We start from the raw sequence: 15,295 nt of genomic DNA, 5'->3' as shown, positions 1-15,295 counted from the left end.
ATGTCAGGCATCCCCGCGGCGGCCGGTGGCGAACCAGTGCGTCGGGTCGCCGAAGCCGAGGTCGCCCACCCCGCACTCGCGCAGCCGCGACAGGGCGAGCAGGCGGTGGTGCGCGGCGAAGGTGAGCACGTGCGCCACCATCGCGCCGTAGGACAGCACCTGCGGGGTGGGGGAGAAGGCCTCGACGAAGGTCTCGTCGAAGCGGCCGGTGGCGGCGAGCCGGGAGACGTTGTCGACGAACTCGGGCCCCACCCGGTCGAGGCGTCGCCGCATCGAGGTGACGGACTCGTGCAGCTCGATCCCGACGTCGTAGTCGCCGTCGTGGACGGCCGCGTTCCACATCTCCATCTGGCCGATGAGCCGCGACAGCGCCCACCGCAGGGTGCCGCCGTCGATGCCCTCGACGGACCGTCCCGAGGTCTCGTCGAGGTCGTCCTCGGACACCAGGCGAGCCCGGTCGACCAGCTCGCCGACGAGCCAGACGTGGTGCTCCACCATCTCGACGACCAGGTCCACGCCGTCCATCCTGTGCCGGGCCGGGAGGCGCAGGCCAGCCGGCGGGTGGAAGTGGACGTCGCTCGGGGCGTCGATGTGGAACGACGTCGGCTCGGCGCGCCACACCGACGGCAGCACGCCGAACTCGCGGCGGAACGCCCGCGTGAACGCCTCGTGGCTGGCGAACCCGCTGTCGAGCGCGATGTCGAGCAGGGTGCGGTCGGTGCTGACCATGAGGTACGCCGCGCGCTCCAGCAGGATGCGCCCGCGGAACCTCGCCGGCGACTCACCCGCCACCGCGCGGGCCACGCGCTCGAGCTCGACGTCGGCGGCCAGGCGGTCGACGAGGGCGGTGAAGTGGTCGGCCGGGGTGGGCACACCTCCACGCTAGCGACGGCGGACACCCCGGCGACGTACCGGCCGCACGTGGCTAGGCTGGCGGCTGACCCCGGAGACCCACCGGTGACCACCCGAGACCCACTGACTTTCCCCATCAGGAGCACTGTCATGTCGATCATCGCTGCAGTCGGCGCCCGCGAAATCCTCGATTCGCGCGGCAACCCCACCGTCGAGGTGGAGGTACTTCTCGAGGACGGCGCGTTCGGTCGCGCGGCGGTGCCCAGCGGCGCCTCCACCGGAGCCTTCGAGGCCGTGGAGCTGCGCGACGGCGGCAAGCGCTACCTCGGCAAGGGCGTGCAGAAGGCCGTCGCCGGGGTCATCGACACGATCTCCGGAGCCGTGATCGGCCTCGACGCCGACGACCAGCGCCTCGTCGACCAGGCGATGCTCGACCTCGACGGCACCGACAACAAGGCCAAGCTCGGCGCCAACGCGATCCTCGGCGTCTCGCTCGCGACCGCCAAGGCCGCCGCAGAGTCCTCCGGCCTGCCGCTGTTCCGCTACGTCGGCGGGCCCAACGCGCACCTGCTGCCCGTGCCGATGATGAACATCCTCAACGGTGGCTCCCATGCCGACTCCAACGTCGACGTGCAGGAGTTCATGATCGCCCCCATCGGCGCCGCGACCTTCCGCGAGGCGCTCCAGCAGGGCGCCGAGGTCTACCACGCCCTCAAGTCCGTGCTGAAGAAGAAGGGCCTCTCGACCGGCCTCGGCGACGAGGGCGGCTTCGCCCCCGACCTCGAGAGCAACCGCGCCGCGCTCGACCTGATCGCCGAGGCCGTCAAGGCCGCGGGGCTCAAGCTCGGCACGGACATCGCGCTGGCGATGGACGTCGCGGCGAGCGAGTTCTTCGAGAAGAAGAAGTACACCTTCGAGGGCAAGAAGCAGGGCACCGACGAGATGGTCGCCTACTACTCCGACCTCGTCGCGTCCTACCCGATCGTCTCGATCGAGGACCCGCTCGACGAGGAGGACTGGGCCGGCTGGAAGGCCATCACCGACGAGCTCGGCACCAGGACCCAGATCGTCGGCGACGACCTGTTCGTCACCAACGTCCAGCGCCTGCAGCGCGGCATCGACGGCGGCCAGGCCAACGCGATGCTCGTCAAGGTCAACCAGATCGGCTCGCTGTCGGAGACGCTCGACGCGGTCGAGCTCGCCCACCGCAACGGCTTCCGCAACATGATGAGCCACCGCTCCGGAGAGACCGAGGACACCACGATCGCCGACCTCGCCGTGGCCACCAACTGCGGCCAGATCAAGACCGGCGCGCCCGCCCGCTCCGACCGCGTCGCCAAGTACAACCAGCTGCTCCGCATCGAGGACGAGCTGGGTGACGCGGCTCGCTACGCCGGCCGGGGTGCCTTCCCGCGATTCAGCGGCTGAACGAGGCACACTGGTCGGCATGCCTTCCCAGCGCCGTACTGCCCGGGGCGGCCCCGGCGGCAACGGCCCTCGCGGACCGAGGCAGAGCAGCTCGACGCACCCTGGCGCCCGCGGTCCCCGACCGCGGGCGGCAGGAGGGCGTACGCCGCTCGCCTCGTCCGTCGACACGGGCACCGTCGTGGCGCGTCCCGTCTCCGCGCGGAGCGGTGCGCGCCGACCCCGGTTCACCGGTCGAGCCGCGGTGCTCGTGCTGGTGCTCGCGGTGCTGACGGTGTCCTACGCCTCGTCGTTGCGCGCCTACCTCCAGCAGCGCTCCCACATCGGTGACCTCAAGGCCCAGATCGCCCAGCGCGAGGCCAACATCGACGACCTCGAGCGCGAGAAGAAGCGGTGGGACGACCCGGCCTACGTCAAGGCGCAGGCGCGCGCCCGCTTCGGCTACCTCATGCCCGGCGAGAGCGGCTTCGAGGTCATCGGCCCCGACGGCGAGCCGCTCGAGGCCCAGGCCTCGCTCAACGACCCCTCCGACGTGATCAAGACGGTGCCCAAGGCATGGTGGTCCGCGGCCTGGGAGTCGATGGAGCTCGCCGGCAACCCGCCCCCGCCGGACACCGAGCCGGCCGACCTCATCGACGGAACGAAGCAGTGACCGACACCCCCTCCCACGTCCCCACCGAGATCGACCCCGCCGACGTCGCCGCCATCCAGGCCCAGCTCAACCGCAAGCCGCGCGGCATCGACTCGATCGGCCACCGGTGCCCCTGCGGCAACCCCGACGTCGTCACCACCGAGCCGCGGCTGCCCGACGGCACGCCCTTCCCCACGACGTTCTACCTCACCTGCCCGCGCGCGGCCTCGCGCATCGGCACGCTCGAGGGCAACGGCGTGATGAAGCAGATGCAGGACCGCCTCGCCACCGACGAGGAGCTCGCCGCCGCCTACCGCGCGGCCCACGAGCGCTACCTCGCGTTCCGCGCCGAGGTCGCCGCGCGCGCCGGTCTCGAGGTGCCCGAGATCGAGGGCATCTCGGCGGGCGGCATGCCCGACCGGGTGAAGTGCCTGCACGTCCTGGCCGGGCAGTCGCTGGCGATGGGCCGCGGCGTGAACCCGCTCGGCGACGAGGTGCTCGACGCGCTGGGGGAGTGGTGGGCCTCCGGCCCCTGCGTCTGACGTCGACCGACCGGGCACTTGCTCGCGCTGCAGAGCGGTGATCGGGCACTTCGTCGCGCTGCGCTGACGGATCAGCGCGAGGAACTGCCCGGTCGGGACCTCCCAGCGCGAGGAATCGCCCGGTCGGCAGAATGAGGCCATGACCACCGTCGCCGCGATCGACTGCGGCACCAACTCGATCAAGGTCCTGATCGGCTCGCCTCCCGACGTCGTCCTGCGCGACTCGCGCGTGGTCCGGCTCGGTCAGGGCGTCGACGAGACCGGGATGCTCGCCGACGAGGCGCTGGCGCGCACCTTCGCCGCCATCGACGAGTTCGCCGAGGTGATCCGCAGCCACGGCGTGCCGCCCGAGCGCACCCGCTTCTGCGCGACCTCCGCCACCCGCGACGCCGGCAACTCGGCGGTCTTCGCCGAGGGCGTACGCCGCCGGCTGGGCGTCGAGCCCGAGGTCCTCTCCGGCGACGAGGAGGCGGCGCTCGTCTTCGCGGGCGCGATCGCCGCGCAGGATCCGATGCCGCCCGAGCCCGTGCTGGTGGTCGACATCGGCGGCGGGTCCACCGAGCTGGTGCTCGGCGAGGGCGAGGAGCGGCAGGCGATCTCCCACTCGATCTCCTTGGACATCGGGTCCGTACGCCTCCACGAGCGTCACCTCCACAGCGACCCGCCCACGGAGGCGGAGGTCGCCGCCTGCCTGGCCGACATCGACGAGCACCTCGACACCTGCGGCATCCCCCTCGGGCGCACCCGCACCGTCATCGGCACGTCCGGCACGATCAAGACCCTCGCGTGCGGGGTGATGGGCCTCGACAGCTACGACCGCGCGGCGTTCGACCAGGCCGTGCTCTCCAACGCGGACACCACGACCTTCGTCGACGAGCTGGTGGCGATGACGGTCGAGCAGCGGCGGGCCCTGCCCTACATGCACCCCGGCCGCGCCGACGTGATCGACGCCGGCGCCCTGATCTGGAGCCGGATCCTGGCCCGCGTCCCGGTGCCCGACCACGTCGTCTCCGAGGCCGACATCCTGCACGGCATCGCCGCGGCGATCGCGCGATGAGGCTCCTGCCCCACCCCGTCGTCGGCGGTGAGTTCCCCAGCCCGGTCGAGCCGGGCACGGGCTGGCCCGACGACCCGGCCGCACCGGACACCCCGGTCGCCCGCGACGCCGACGACGTACGCCGCCTCGCCCGGGCCGACACCCTCGACGGGCTCGACGCCCGGGTGAGCGTGTGCTCGGCGTGCCCTCGCCTGGTGACGTGGCGCGAGGACGTCGCTCGCGACAAGCGGGCGTCCTTCGCCGACCAGCCCTACTGGGGCAGGCCGATCCCCGGCTGGGGCGATCCCGAGCCGTCGCTGCTCATCGTCGGTCTCGCGCCCGCGGCCAACGGCGGCAACCGGACGGGCCGGATCTTCACCGGGGACCCCAGCGCGGACTGGCTCTTCGCGAGCCTGCACCGCACCGGGTGGGCCGTCCAGCCCACGAGCCACCACGCGGGCGACGGGCAGCGCCTCCTCGACGCGCGGATGATCGCCACCGTCCGCTGCGCGCCCCCGGAGAACCAGCCGACCGCCGTCGAGCGCGACACCTGCGCACCCTGGATCGCCGCCGAGCTCGCCCTGCTCCCGACCGTGCGCGCCGTCGTCGCGCTCGGGGCGTTCGGGTGGGACGGGGCGGTGCGCTCGCTGCTCGCCGCGGGCGCACCGGCACCGGCCACCCGGCCGAAGTTCGGCCACGGTGTCGAGGTGGTGCTCGGCGACGTCACGCTGATCGGCTGCTACCACCCCTCTCCGCACAACACCTACACCCGCCGGCTCACCGCCGAGATGACGGACGCGGTCTTCGCTCGGGCCCGCACCCTCACCAAGAGCCAGCGCTGACAGAATGAGGGGGTGACCCTCCACGCCATCACCGTCCTCGGCCACGACCGTCCCGGCATCATCGCCGAGACCACCGACAAGCTGGCCGGGCTGGGCCTCAACCTCGAGGACTCGACGATGACCCTGCTGCGCGGTCACTTCGCGATGATGCTCATCTGCGAAGGCGCGGCCGTGGACTCCGAGATCGAGGCGGCCCTCGCCCCGCTGACCGCCGACGGCAGCCTGACCGTCACCGTGCGCGAGGTCCCCGCCGAGCAGGCCACGACCGCCGACGGCAGCTCGTGGATCCTGTCCGTGCACGGGGGTGACCGCCCGGGCATCGTGTCCGCCGTCGTCGCGGTGATCGCCGGCGTCGGCGGCAACATCACCGACCTCACGACCCGTCTTGCGGGCGACCTCTACCTCCTCGTCGCGGAGGTCGACCTGCCGCCCGGTGCCGACGTCGACGCCGTCGAGCGCGACCTCGCCGCGGTGGCTGCCGACCTCGGCGTCGGCGTGACGCTCCGCGCCGCCGAGACCGACGAGCTCTGAGCACTCGCCCATGACCGTCAACACCCGGGTCCTGGAGTGGGCCGAGTCCGAGCTCGACGCGACCGGTGCGCTCCGCGAGGTCGTACGCGCTCCTGCCGCCGTGCTGTCCGCGACCGGCGCGACCGTCGACCCCACCGCCCCCGAGGTCGTGCAGCTCGCAGCCGACCTCGTCGCGACCATGCGGGTCTCCCCGGGGTGCGTGGGCCTGGCCGCGCCGCAGGTCGGCGTGGGCGTGAAGGTCTTCTGCGTCGACGTGTCCGAGCACCCCAAGACCCGCGGGCACCACGGCACCTTCGTCCTCTGCAACGCCGAGGTGGTCGCGTCCAGCCGCAACGAGAAGGCCCGCGAGGGCTGCATGTCCGTCCCCGACTTCACCGGTGACGTCAAGCGCCCCAGCCGCATCGTCGTACGCGGCCAGCTGCCCGGCACCGGCGAGGAGGTGGAGCTCGAGGCGGAGGCCTTCGAGGCGCGGGCGCTGCAGCACGAGATCGACCACTGCGACGGCCTGCTCTTCCTCGACCGCGCGGCCGGTGCCCACGCCATCTACGCTCGGAAGACGTACTTGTAGTCCAGCCCCGGTATCCCAACCGGTAGAGGAAGCGGTCTTAAAAACCGCACAGTCTGGGTTCGAACCCCAGCCGGGGCACCTCGTCGAGCTGCACGCCGATGGCTGCGACGGGTCAGCGCGACTCCGGGTCCAGCGCGAGCTTCATGCCCACGTGAGTCGCGGAGAACCCCAGTGCGTCGTAGACCTGGTGGGCATCGACCCGGTCCGCATCCGTGGTCAGCTGGACGACTCCGCATCCACGCGCGCGTGCCTCCTCGACGGCCCACTCGAGGAGCACCCGCCCCAAGCCCGCCCCGCGACGGTGGGAGGCAACCCGGACAGCCTCGATCTGAGCACGCTCGGTGCCCATGCGGACGAGATGGGGCAGGAAGGACATCTGGAGGGTCGCCGCGATCTCGCCGTCGTCGATGACCACGAGCCGGTGGCGCGGGTCGAGGCGGATCGCCTCGAACGCGGTCCAGTACGCCGCAGGCAGCGGGTCGACGGGCTGCTCCCGCGACTGCCCCAGTGGGTCGTCCGCATAGAGCGCGACGATGGCAGGCACATCCTCGCGGCGCGCGTCACGAATCCTGCGAGTCCACTTGTCCTCGGTCATGTCCTCATCCTGTCAACGGCGCATTCACAGTCATGTGCAGCTCTTGACAGCCGACTCGGCAGATGCAAGAATCGAACACATGTTCGAGACATGAAGAGGGGGGCAATGACGAGGGAGGCAGCAGGTCAGGAGTGGCAGGCACGCGACCTGCACACGCTGGCTGACGTGCTCGCAGACCTGGCCAGTGTCGTTGAGTCGACTGACACCCCTGATCTCCTCGACCAGCTCGAGGCCCTCGAGCGGATCAAGTCCGCAGCCGCGGCGGCCCAGGTGGCTGTCGCTGCCGCCTTTTCGGATGCCGCTGACGGCGAGGACGTGCCCACCCGGCGACGTACACCACCACGCGCGATGTCGATCGGGGCCGAGGTCGCCCTCGCCACCCTGACCAGCCCGCACGCAGGGGAGCGGCGCGTGCTCCTGTCTCGCCGGCTGCGCGACGACCTGCCCCTCACCCTCGCCGCGCTCGGTCGGGGCGAGCTGACCGAGGACCGCGCCTTCGCCGTGGCCCGCGAGGTCGCCCACCTCGACCCCGAGCAGCGCCGACAGGTCGATGCCGACCTCGCGCCGCGCCTGGTCGGGCTCGGTGACGCACGACTGCGACAGGCCGTGCGCCGGTCGTGCCTGACCCATGCGGCCCACTCCGAGGCGAGGCGACACCGTCGAGCCCGCGCTGACCGGCGGGTGACGACGCGTCGCCTCGACGACGGCACCGGCCAGCTGACGGCGACGCTGCCCCTCGAGGTCCTGGCTGCCGTGCGCCAGAGCCTCTATGCCGACGCCGCGAAAGCTCGCGCGGACGGCGACCCGCGGAGCGCGAGCCAGGTGCGCGCCGACACCCTCGCCGCGCGGATCACCGGGATCGACCCCGCCACGGACGTCGCGCACGTGCGGGTCAACCTCGTCATCGGCATCGAGTCCCTGTTCGGCACAGGCACGGAGCCCGGCTTCGTGCCGGGGGAGGGCTTCCTGCCCGCCGCGCTCTGCACCGACCTGGTGCGTCGCGCCAGCCAGGCTGCCAAGGCCGCGCTCCGGAGGCTCTTCGCCAGCCCGGACCACCGGGCCCTCGTCGCCATGGAGTCGACCAGTCGCCGCTTCGACGGCCTCCTGGCCGAGTTCCTCGACCTCCGCGACGGCGGCCTGTGCCGTACGCCCGGGTGCAACGCCGTCATCCGGCACCGCGACCACGTCAGGAGCGTCGCCGATGGTGGCGGGACGACCGCGGTCAACGGTGAGGGGCTGTGCGAGCGCTGCAACTACGTGAAGGAGTCGCCCGGCTGGGTGTCCTGGGTGCCAGACCACCCACCCCATGAGCTCCACCAGGTCCACGGCGTGACCGAGCACCTCCGGATCACCAGGTCCACCGCGCCACCGCTCCCCGGCGGGCCCGCCGGGAAGCCGGACTACTCACCGCTCGAGCTGCACGTTGCGAGCACCTTCACGCTGGCGTCCTAGACAGCCCACGTCCCACCCGGCGAGTCAACGAAAGTCGGCCCTGGCGCGTCACATGCTCGTAGCATCCAGCCACGAGCACAGAGGGGGCCACATGCCGAGCAGACGTGCAGTGCTGGCCGCGGGGGTGCTGGTCGGCCTCGCGCTGGTCGCCTGTTCTGCCGAGTCGTCCCCGGCGGGAGAGGACACCGCCAGGGTCTCCGAGGTCGCGCCCGACCTCGTACGACTGGCTGATGAGTTCGTTGCCTACGCCGTGGGCGATGCGTCATCGTTCCCGCACTGGGAGTCGGTGTCGATGGCGATCGGGGGTGAGGGCGTGAAGTCGATCGACGACATCGGCGCGGCCCTGTCGAATCGCGACATCTGGAAGATGTGCCCCGGTGACTGGGAGGGCTACGCGGCCGCGTCGTGCCCGGTGGACCTCCTCGGCCCCATCACGAGCGCCGAGGTCAACGGCGCACCCTTGGTCTACGAGCCCGACTACGGCGAGGTCACCTGTGCGCCCCTCCGCACCGGCCCGCTGCCTGACGGGCGGCTGGTCGTGGTGAGGCCAGTCGCGGAGCACCGGACCTGTGCCACGGACTTCGCCCTCGCGCTCGTCGCAGACGAGCGCGGTCGACTGCGCAGCGTCGACCTGACGCTGTCTGCCCCCTGACCCTGCAACGTGCGTTGAGGGCCGGTCCCGGGTCCTTCGCCCCGTGACCGCGCGACGCAAGGGGCGCACACTGCATGCATGGAGACCGAGGCGCTTGCCGTGCGTCCGTCCGCCGACGAGCTGCTGCAAGCGCTCGGGCACGCCGTGATCGCGACCGACATGCAAGGGACGGTGCTGTTCTGGAACGACGCCGCTGAGCAGCTGTACGGCTGGTCCGCCGCGGACGCCGTGGGGCTCGACATCACGGAGGTCACGGTGCCGGAGGTCTCCCAGCAGGCGGCCGCGGAGATCATGGCTGCCCTGCGGGACGGGCGCTCGTGGTCCGGCGGATTCCCGGTGCGGCGGCGCGGCGGCGAGGTGATGCACGCGCTGGTCACCGACAGCGGGGTGTATCGCGACGGGGAGCTCATCGGCATCGTCGGCGCCTCCCTCAACCTCGGCGACGCCGTCCGGCACCTGATGGAGCGCTCCAGCGACGCCGCAGTCCTCGTGGACGAACACCACGTCATCAGCTACGCCAGCCCGGCGGTCGTCAACCTCTTCGGCTGGCCCGTCGACGGGGTCGTGGGCACGCCTCTCACCGACCGCATCCACCCCGACGACCGCCAGGACTTCGAGGAGCTGCTGGCCGCTGACCCGAGCCGCGCCGACCGGGTCGGTGAGCTGCGGGTCCGCACCGCCGGCACCTGGTCGTGGGTGGAGGTGGCGGTGACCGACCTCTACTCCCGGCCCGGGTCACACGGCCAGGTCTGCAACATCCGGCGCAGCGAACGCCTGGCCCGCCTCGAGGAGCGCGAGCGCATCCTCGAGGCGGTCCACTCCGAGGTGCTCCAGGACCTCTTCGCGGCCGCGCTCGAGCTCGACCGCGCGATGACGCTCGCGGATCCCCCGAGCGCCGAGCGGATCGATGCCGCGCGCGAGTCCGTCGGGCGAGCCATGGAGACCCTCCGCGAGGTCGTCAAGGCGTAGCCGCCGAGGGCACCGGACGCAGAGCGTGGTCTTCGTGACGCGCTGAACACGTCACCAGGAGCGCACAGTCCATCCCGCGATGGCAGTACGGTCCACGCCGGGCACCGCCTCGTGCGTCACCACTGGATCGACGTCTGAGGACCGCCGGGACGACCGTGGACGGCCTCGGCGATCGCGGGCAGGAGCACCCGGTAGGCCCGTCCGCTCAGGTGGAGGCCATCACCGACGAAGGCACCGGCTCCGAGGGGCCCGATGATGCGCTCGGTGCGTACGACCCGTGCGCCCGCCTCGACGCAGGCGGAGACGGCGGCGTCCCGGTACCCGTCGAGGACCGCGTTGGTGCGGTCGCCCGGGCCCGTCAGGCGGGACTCGTCGACTCCCGGTGGAGCGACATAGACCCAGCGGCGGGCAGGCACGGAGTGCAGGCAGCGGGTCACGGCTTGCGCGAACGCCGTCACCGGGACCTGCTTCCAGGGTGCGGCGTCGTTGGTGCCCACGGACACGACGACCAGGTCGTCCTCCTCGACGGCCGCCCGGGTCGCCTGGGCGAGGAGGTCCAGCGACGAGGCGCCGCCCTCCGCCGCGTTGCAGACGTCCGGGCCCAGCGCTGGGAGGTCTCGCCGGACCCTCGCAAGGTGGCTGTCCCCCAGGAGCACGACGCGCGTCACGTCACGCCGACGACAGCCGGCCTGCGACTGTCGACCGGGCCAGAGGGCCGCACCAGCACCTCGAAGCTCCGGCCGTCCGTCGCCGCGTCGAACCGACCGACCCGCTCGAACCCGAGGGACTCGACGACCCGCAGGGCGCGGACGTTGAACGACGCCACGGTGACGCGGAACGCCGCGGGCGCGAAGTGCTCACTCCCGAAGGCCAGGCCGGTGGCGATGGCACGACGTCCGAGTCCCCGTCCCACGAGGCCCGGACGCAACCCTCCGCCGGTGTCGAGCGCGTGGTCGTCGTACGCCCAGCCCGGCACCTGGCCGTCGGCGCCGTACGAGCGGAAGCCGACGAGCTCGTCGTCCGCGAGCAACGCGTGGAACCCCGCCTCGGGCTGCAGCAGCCAGTCCGGGTCGGCGTCCGTCATGTCGTAGCACTCGTAGGGAGCGGGATAGCGCCACGTGCAGATGTCCTCCGCCTGCTCGCGCGTGAGGGGGGCGATCCGCATGGTCGAGTCCGGGCGCACGGCGACAACCTAGTCCGAACCGGGTCGGCGAACCTGAGAAGTTGCTGTGACGGGAACAGCGCCCCCCGCGTGCACGTTTGAAGTGGTGTCACCCCGGCTAGAGTGAGGTGACGAAACAGGCGTCGCCACCTGAGGCGGCGTCGACCCTCCGGAACCTCCGGGGGCGGCCTCCAAGGAGAGACCATGAGAAGCAACAACCCCGTGTTCAACCGTTCCGAGGAGTTCAACCGCGCCTCGTCGAACGCCTACGGCAACCAGACCTACGCCGGTGGTGGCCAGGCCTACCCCGGCTACGGCGACACGAGCAGCGACCCGGCCACGTGGGGCACCGGCACGCCCGGCCAGGTGGACCAGGGCCGGATGACCGTCGACTCGGTCGTGCAGAAGACCGCGATCTCGATCGCGCTCGTCTTCGCCACCGCGTTCGCCACGTGGTGGTGGATCGGTGACGTGATCGACGGCAACGTCGTCGACAACGAAGCCCTCGGCCGCGCCTCGATGCTGGCCATGCTCGGTGCCGGTGGCGCCTTCCTGCTGTCGCTGGTCAACTCGTTCAAGCGCGTGATCAGCCCCGCCCTGGTGATGCTGTTCGCGGCCGCGGAGGGTGTCGCCCTCGGTGCGGTGAGCAAGTTCTTCGACGCCTCGTTCGGCGACGGCATCGTCACCCAGGCCGTGCTCGGCACGTTCGCCGCCTTCGCGGGCACGCTCGCCGCCTACAAGTTCTTCGACATCAAGGTGGGCAACAAGTTCCGCACCTTCGTCGTCGCGGGCATGTTCGGCATGGTGGGCCTCGGCCTGCTGTCGCTGGTGCTGAGTTTCTTCGGCATCCAGACCGGCCTCTTCGGCTTCGGCGCCCTCGGCCTCGTGATGTCGATCGTCGGCCTGACGCTCGGTGTCTTCATGCTGATCCTCGACTTCGACTTCGTCGAGAACGGCGTCGCCGCCGGTCTCCCGGAGCGCGAGTCGTGGCGCGCGGCCTTCGGCCTGACCGTCAGCCTCGTGTGGATCTACACCAACCTGCTGCGGATCCTCGCGATCCTCCGCGGTGGCGACTGACCACCACCCGCACCTGGTGCCGGCCCGTCCGAGTCTCTCGGGCGGGTCGGCGTCATTTCCGGGCCGGCGTCATGGCGCGGTCTCGCCGGGGGAGGCGGCGGTCTCCTCGTGCTCCGCCGGCGGCTCGGCCTTGGTGGAGGGGCGGCGCCGGCGGTGGCGCAGCTCGACCCAGCGCCCGCGCAGGCCGCGCTGGGTGCCGCCGACCTCGGTGCCGTCGACCTCGGTGCCGGGCGTGCGTGCGGCACGCACCGCGGCAGCGGCCACCGGCAGGATGCCCTCGCGTCGCAGCGGCTCGGGGCGGGCCTCGTCGTCGGGCAGCAGGTCGAGCGCCGCGAGGCACGACGGGATCAGCACGGAGGCCAGCTGGGAGTAGCCGTCGGCCGAGGGGTGGAACCGGTCCGGGCCGAAGAGCACCGCGGGGGCGGCGTCGAACTCGGGCCCGAGGATGTCGCCGAGCGACACCGACCGTCCGCCGTTCTCCACGACGGTGATCGTCTGGGCCGCGGCCAGCCTGCGCGACCACTCCCGCGCCACCTGCTTCAGCGGCGGGGGGATCGGCCGGATCGTGCCGAGGTCGGGACACGTGCCGACCACGACCGCGATGTCGGCCTCGCGCAGGCGTCGTACGCCCTCGGCGAGGTGGCGCACCGACGCGGACGGCAGGACGGAGTGGGTGACGTCGTTGGCGCCGATGAGCACGACCGCGAGGTCGGGGTGGGTGCCGATCGCGGCGTCCGCCTGCTCGGCCAGGGCGCTGGACTGGGCGCCGACCTTGCCGAACGAGCGCAGGTGCACCCGTCGCCCGGCCTGCGCGGCCATGCCGCTGGCCAGCTGGGCACCGGTCGTCTCCTCGACGCGCTCCACGCCGTAGCCCGCGGCGCTGGAGTCACCCAGCAGCGCGATGCGGATCGCCGGTCCGGGCCGGCCACGGCCGTACCAGCCGGTCGCGTCGGGCGGGACGTCGTCGGCGTTGCCGATCATCCTGCGCGCGAACTTGGCCTCGGCGACGAGGACGCCGTAGAGCCCCGCCCCGAGCACGGACAGACCGCCGCCGCCCAGGGCGGCGGCCGATGCCAGCTTGCGTGCTGCTCCTGTAGCCCCCACAACTTCATGTTACGGAGGAGTAGGTCGGTAGATTGACCCGGTGCAGTATGCGAACTCACTTCTCGACCTGATCGGCAACACTCCGCTGGTCCGTCTCAGCCGGACCCTGGACCTCCCGACGACCGGTGACGGAGCCTCTGACGAGGGTCCGCTGGTCCTCGCGAAGGTGGAGTACCTCAACCCCGGCGGGTCGGTGAAGGACCGCATCGCCACCCGGATGATCGAGGCCGCCGAGGCCTCCGGCGCCCTGCAGCCCGGCGGCACGATCGTGGAGCCGACCTCGGGCAACACCGGTGTCGGCCTGGCCATGGTGGCGCAGCAGAAGGGCTACAAGTGCGTCTTCGTGTGCCCCGACAAGGTCAGCGAGGACAAACGCAACGTGCTCAAGGCCTACGGCGCCGAGGTCGTGGTCTGCCCGACCGCTGTCGCGCCGGAGCACCCCGACTCCTACTACAACGTGAGCGACCGGCTCGCCGCCGAGCCCGGCGCGTGGAAGCCCGACCAGTACTCCAACCCGAACAACCCCCGCTCGCACTACGAGACCACCGGTCCGGAGATCTGGGAGCAGACCGACGGCAAGATCACCCACTTCGTCGCCGGCGTCGGCACGGGCGGGACGATCAGCGGCATCGGGCGCTACCTCAAGGAGCAGAACCCCGAGATCCAGGTCATCGGGGCCGACCCCGCGGGCTCGGTCTACTCCGGAGGCACCGGCCGGCCCTACCTCGTCGAGGGCGTGGGTGAGGACTTCTGGCCCGAGACCTACGACAAGACGATCGCCGACCGGATCATCGAGGTCTCCGACGCCGACTCCTTCGCCTTCACCCGGCGCCTCGCGCGCGAGGAGGCCATGCTGGTCGGCGGCTCCTCGGGCATGGCGGCCTTCGCGGCGCGCCAGCTGGCCCACGAGCTCGCTGCCGAGGGGCGCACGGACGCGGTGATCGTGGTCCTGCTGCCCGACTCGGGGCGCGGCTACCTCACCAAGGTCTTCAACGACGACTGGCTGGGTCAGTACGGCTTCGCCACCGGCGCGCAGGCCGACCACCGCACGGTCGGCGAGGTGCTGCGCGGCAAGTCGGACCGGCTCCCCGACCTGGTGCACACGCACCCCGGCGAGACCATCGCCGAGGCGGTGCACATCCTGCAGGAGTACGGCGTCAGCCAGATGCCGGTCGTCCGGGCCGAGCCGCCGATCGTGGCCGCCGAGGTCGCCGGCTCGGTGTCCGAGCGGACCCTGCTCGACGCCCTGTTCGCGGGCCACGCCAAGCTCACCGACCGCGTCGAGGACCACATGTCCGCCGCCCTGCCCACGATCGGGTCGACCGAGGCCGCCGCCGACGCCGTGGCGCTGCTCGAGAAGGCCGACGCGGTGCTGGTCCACGAGGACGGCAAGCCCGTCGGAGTGCTGACCCGCCAGGACCTGCTGACCTTCGTGGCGGCGTCGTGACGAGGATGCTCCGCGCCCTCGTGGCGATTGCCTGCCTCGGCGCCCTCGGCGCGTGCGGCGACGACGTCAACACCAGCAAGGACCCCGTCGAGGTCGAGGTCGGCAAGGCCTTCGAGTGGAACGGCTTCTCGGTCGACGAGGGCTGGAAGCTCGGCGGCGTGCAGCGGTCGGTCGACATGGAGGAGGTCACCACCCCGGAGGTCAAGGGGACGATCACCAACACGGCTGAGGAGGAGCGGGCCGCGATCTTCGAGATGGTCTTCTCCGCCGACGGTGAGCCGGTCGCGACCCTGAGCTGCTCGGCCGGGAAGATGATCACCGACCAGTCGATGGAGTTCATCTGCCCGGGCCTCAGCGCCACGATGCCCGAGGACTACGACGCCGTCGTGGTGCAGGAGTTCAGCCGCTGA

Annotated in this window: 18 protein-coding genes and 1 tRNA gene; 14 read left to right on the top strand and 5 right to left on the bottom strand. The window is 71.8% G+C overall.

Going from position 1 to position 15,295, the window contains the following annotated elements; translation table 11 throughout:
* Positions 1-3: 3 nt before the first annotated feature.
* Positions 4-873 carry a helix-turn-helix domain-containing protein gene (locus tag ACS3YM_RS13585; RefSeq protein WP_439936964.1) on the bottom strand — a complete coding sequence of 290 codons (870 nt, stop codon included), beginning with the start codon at positions 871-873 and terminating at the stop codon, positions 4-6.
* Between the two features lie 129 nt (positions 874-1,002).
* Between ACS3YM_RS13585 and eno the strand changes: the two genes are divergently transcribed.
* From eno to ACS3YM_RS13545, 8 genes are all read left to right on the top strand, one after another.
* Positions 1,003-2,280 (top strand): phosphopyruvate hydratase, encoded by a 1,278-nt coding sequence (gene eno, locus ACS3YM_RS13580; RefSeq protein ID WP_439936963.1) that lies wholly within the window; start codon positions 1,003-1,005, stop codon positions 2,278-2,280.
* A gap of 19 nt (positions 2,281-2,299) precedes the next feature.
* On the top strand, positions 2,300-2,929 hold the full coding sequence (locus ACS3YM_RS13575; protein ID WP_439936962.1) for an FtsB family cell division protein: 630 nt from the start codon (positions 2,300-2,302) through the stop codon (positions 2,927-2,929).
* Positions 2,926-3,450, top strand: coding sequence for a DUF501 domain-containing protein (locus tag ACS3YM_RS13570; RefSeq protein WP_439936961.1), 525 nt, complete (start codon positions 2,926-2,928; stop codon positions 3,448-3,450). Before ACS3YM_RS13575 ends, ACS3YM_RS13570 begins: the two co-directional genes overlap by 4 nt.
* A gap of 139 nt (positions 3,451-3,589) precedes the next feature.
* The gene (locus ACS3YM_RS13565) at positions 3,590-4,507 is read left to right on the top strand and encodes a Ppx/GppA phosphatase family protein (protein ID WP_439936960.1); all 918 of its coding nucleotides are present in this window, start codon (positions 3,590-3,592) and stop codon (positions 4,505-4,507) included.
* Positions 4,504-5,328 carry a uracil-DNA glycosylase gene (locus ACS3YM_RS13560; RefSeq protein WP_439936959.1) on the top strand — a complete coding sequence of 275 codons (825 nt, stop codon included), beginning with the start codon at positions 4,504-4,506 and terminating at the stop codon, positions 5,326-5,328. Before ACS3YM_RS13565 ends, ACS3YM_RS13560 begins: the two co-directional genes overlap by 4 nt.
* 12 nt (positions 5,329-5,340) lie before the next feature.
* A complete protein-coding gene (locus ACS3YM_RS13555) occupies positions 5,341-5,859 on the top strand; it encodes a glycine cleavage system protein R (protein ID WP_439936958.1) in 519 nt (172 codons plus the stop codon).
* A 10-nt stretch (positions 5,860-5,869) separates the two neighbouring features.
* The gene (def, locus tag ACS3YM_RS13550) at positions 5,870-6,427 is read left to right on the top strand and encodes a peptide deformylase (protein ID WP_439936957.1); all 558 of its coding nucleotides are present in this window, start codon (positions 5,870-5,872) and stop codon (positions 6,425-6,427) included.
* Positions 6,428-6,431: 4 nt separating this feature from the next.
* Positions 6,432-6,505 (top strand) — tRNA-Leu (locus ACS3YM_RS13545).
* A 34-nt stretch (positions 6,506-6,539) separates the two neighbouring features.
* Here ACS3YM_RS13545 and ACS3YM_RS13540 read toward each other — a convergent pair.
* Positions 6,540-7,022 (bottom strand): N-acetyltransferase family protein, encoded by a 483-nt coding sequence (locus ACS3YM_RS13540; RefSeq protein WP_439936956.1) that lies wholly within the window; start codon positions 7,020-7,022, stop codon positions 6,540-6,542.
* A 105-nt stretch (positions 7,023-7,127) separates the two neighbouring features.
* On the opposite strand from ACS3YM_RS13540, the gene ACS3YM_RS13535 reads away from it, so the two are divergent.
* The 3 genes from ACS3YM_RS13535 (at position 7,128) to ACS3YM_RS13525 (ending at position 10,095) form a co-directional block, all read left to right on the top strand.
* Positions 7,128-8,474: an HNH endonuclease gene (locus ACS3YM_RS13535; protein ID WP_439936955.1), complete on the top strand. Its 1,347-nt coding sequence runs from the start codon at positions 7,128-7,130 to the stop codon at positions 8,472-8,474.
* Positions 8,475-8,565: 91 nt separating this feature from the next.
* Positions 8,566-9,126, top strand: coding sequence for a hypothetical protein (locus tag ACS3YM_RS13530; protein ID WP_439936954.1), 561 nt, complete (start codon positions 8,566-8,568; stop codon positions 9,124-9,126).
* Between the two features lie 78 nt (positions 9,127-9,204).
* The gene (locus ACS3YM_RS13525; RefSeq protein WP_439936953.1) at positions 9,205-10,095 is read left to right on the top strand and encodes a PAS domain S-box protein; all 891 of its coding nucleotides are present in this window, start codon (positions 9,205-9,207) and stop codon (positions 10,093-10,095) included.
* Between the two features lie 116 nt (positions 10,096-10,211).
* Here ACS3YM_RS13525 and ACS3YM_RS13520 read toward each other — a convergent pair whose 3' ends face one another.
* Together ACS3YM_RS13520 and ACS3YM_RS13515 are read right to left on the bottom strand one after the other, a co-directional pair.
* Entirely contained in the window at positions 10,212-10,763 is a 552-nt protein-coding gene (locus tag ACS3YM_RS13520; RefSeq protein WP_439936952.1) for an SGNH/GDSL hydrolase family protein, read from the bottom strand.
* Positions 10,760-11,278 carry a GNAT family N-acetyltransferase gene (locus ACS3YM_RS13515; RefSeq protein WP_439936951.1) on the bottom strand — a complete coding sequence of 173 codons (519 nt, stop codon included), beginning with the start codon at positions 11,276-11,278 and terminating at the stop codon, positions 10,760-10,762. Before ACS3YM_RS13515 ends, ACS3YM_RS13520 begins: the two co-directional genes overlap by 4 nt.
* Before the next feature lie 183 nt (positions 11,279-11,461).
* Here ACS3YM_RS13515 and ACS3YM_RS13510 point away from each other — a divergent pair, with 183 nt between their 5' ends.
* Entirely contained in the window at positions 11,462-12,334 is an 873-nt protein-coding gene (locus ACS3YM_RS13510; protein ID WP_439936950.1) for a Bax inhibitor-1/YccA family protein, read from the top strand.
* 69 nt (positions 12,335-12,403) lie between these two features.
* Here the strand turns inward: ACS3YM_RS13510 and ACS3YM_RS13505 are convergent, their stop codons facing one another.
* Complete coding sequence (locus ACS3YM_RS13505) at positions 12,404-13,438, bottom strand: SGNH/GDSL hydrolase family protein (protein ID WP_439936949.1); 1,035 nt, start codon at positions 13,436-13,438, stop codon at positions 12,404-12,406.
* Between the two features lie 40 nt (positions 13,439-13,478).
* Between ACS3YM_RS13505 and ACS3YM_RS13500 the strand changes: the two genes are divergently transcribed.
* Together ACS3YM_RS13500 and ACS3YM_RS13495 are read left to right on the top strand one after the other, a co-directional pair.
* Positions 13,479-14,885 (top strand): cystathionine beta-synthase, encoded by a 1,407-nt coding sequence (locus ACS3YM_RS13500; RefSeq protein WP_439936948.1) that lies wholly within the window; start codon positions 13,479-13,481, stop codon positions 14,883-14,885.
* Entirely contained in the window at positions 14,882-15,295 is a 414-nt protein-coding gene (locus ACS3YM_RS13495) for a hypothetical protein (RefSeq protein ID WP_439936947.1), read from the top strand. Before ACS3YM_RS13500 ends, ACS3YM_RS13495 begins: the two co-directional genes overlap by 4 nt.

The sequence above is a fragment of the Nocardioides sp. N13(2025) genome (genome assembly GCF_051912545.1).
Taxonomy (GTDB): Bacteria; Actinomycetota; Actinomycetes; order Propionibacteriales; family Nocardioidaceae; genus Nocardioides.
This window is presented reverse-complemented; position numbering and strand designations above follow the sequence as displayed.

What these genes read in the sequence shown, in the direction of transcription:
- ACS3YM_RS13540 (WP_439936956.1), bottom strand. Translation starts at nt 7,022, where the DNA reads ATGACCGAGGACAAGTGGACTCGCAGGATTCGTGACGCGCGCCGCGAG.
- ACS3YM_RS13535 (WP_439936955.1), top strand. Translation starts at nt 7,128, where the DNA reads ATGACGAGGGAGGCAGCAGGTCAGGAGTGGCAGGCACGCGACCTGCAC.
- ACS3YM_RS13565 (WP_439936960.1), top strand. Translation starts at nt 3,590, where the DNA reads ATGACCACCGTCGCCGCGATCGACTGCGGCACCAACTCGATCAAGGTC.
- def (WP_439936957.1), top strand. Translation starts at nt 5,870, where the DNA reads ATGACCGTCAACACCCGGGTCCTGGAGTGGGCCGAGTCCGAGCTCGAC.
- eno (WP_439936963.1), top strand. Translation starts at nt 1,003, where the DNA reads ATGTCGATCATCGCTGCAGTCGGCGCCCGCGAAATCCTCGATTCGCGC.
- ACS3YM_RS13510 (WP_439936950.1), top strand. Translation starts at nt 11,462, where the DNA reads ATGAGAAGCAACAACCCCGTGTTCAACCGTTCCGAGGAGTTCAACCGC.
- ACS3YM_RS13575 (WP_439936962.1), top strand. Translation starts at nt 2,300, where the DNA reads ATGCCTTCCCAGCGCCGTACTGCCCGGGGCGGCCCCGGCGGCAACGGC.
- ACS3YM_RS13530 (WP_439936954.1), top strand. Translation starts at nt 8,566, where the DNA reads ATGCCGAGCAGACGTGCAGTGCTGGCCGCGGGGGTGCTGGTCGGCCTC.
- ACS3YM_RS13525 (WP_439936953.1), top strand. Translation starts at nt 9,205, where the DNA reads ATGGAGACCGAGGCGCTTGCCGTGCGTCCGTCCGCCGACGAGCTGCTG.
- ACS3YM_RS13560 (WP_439936959.1), top strand. Translation starts at nt 4,504, where the DNA reads ATGAGGCTCCTGCCCCACCCCGTCGTCGGCGGTGAGTTCCCCAGCCCG.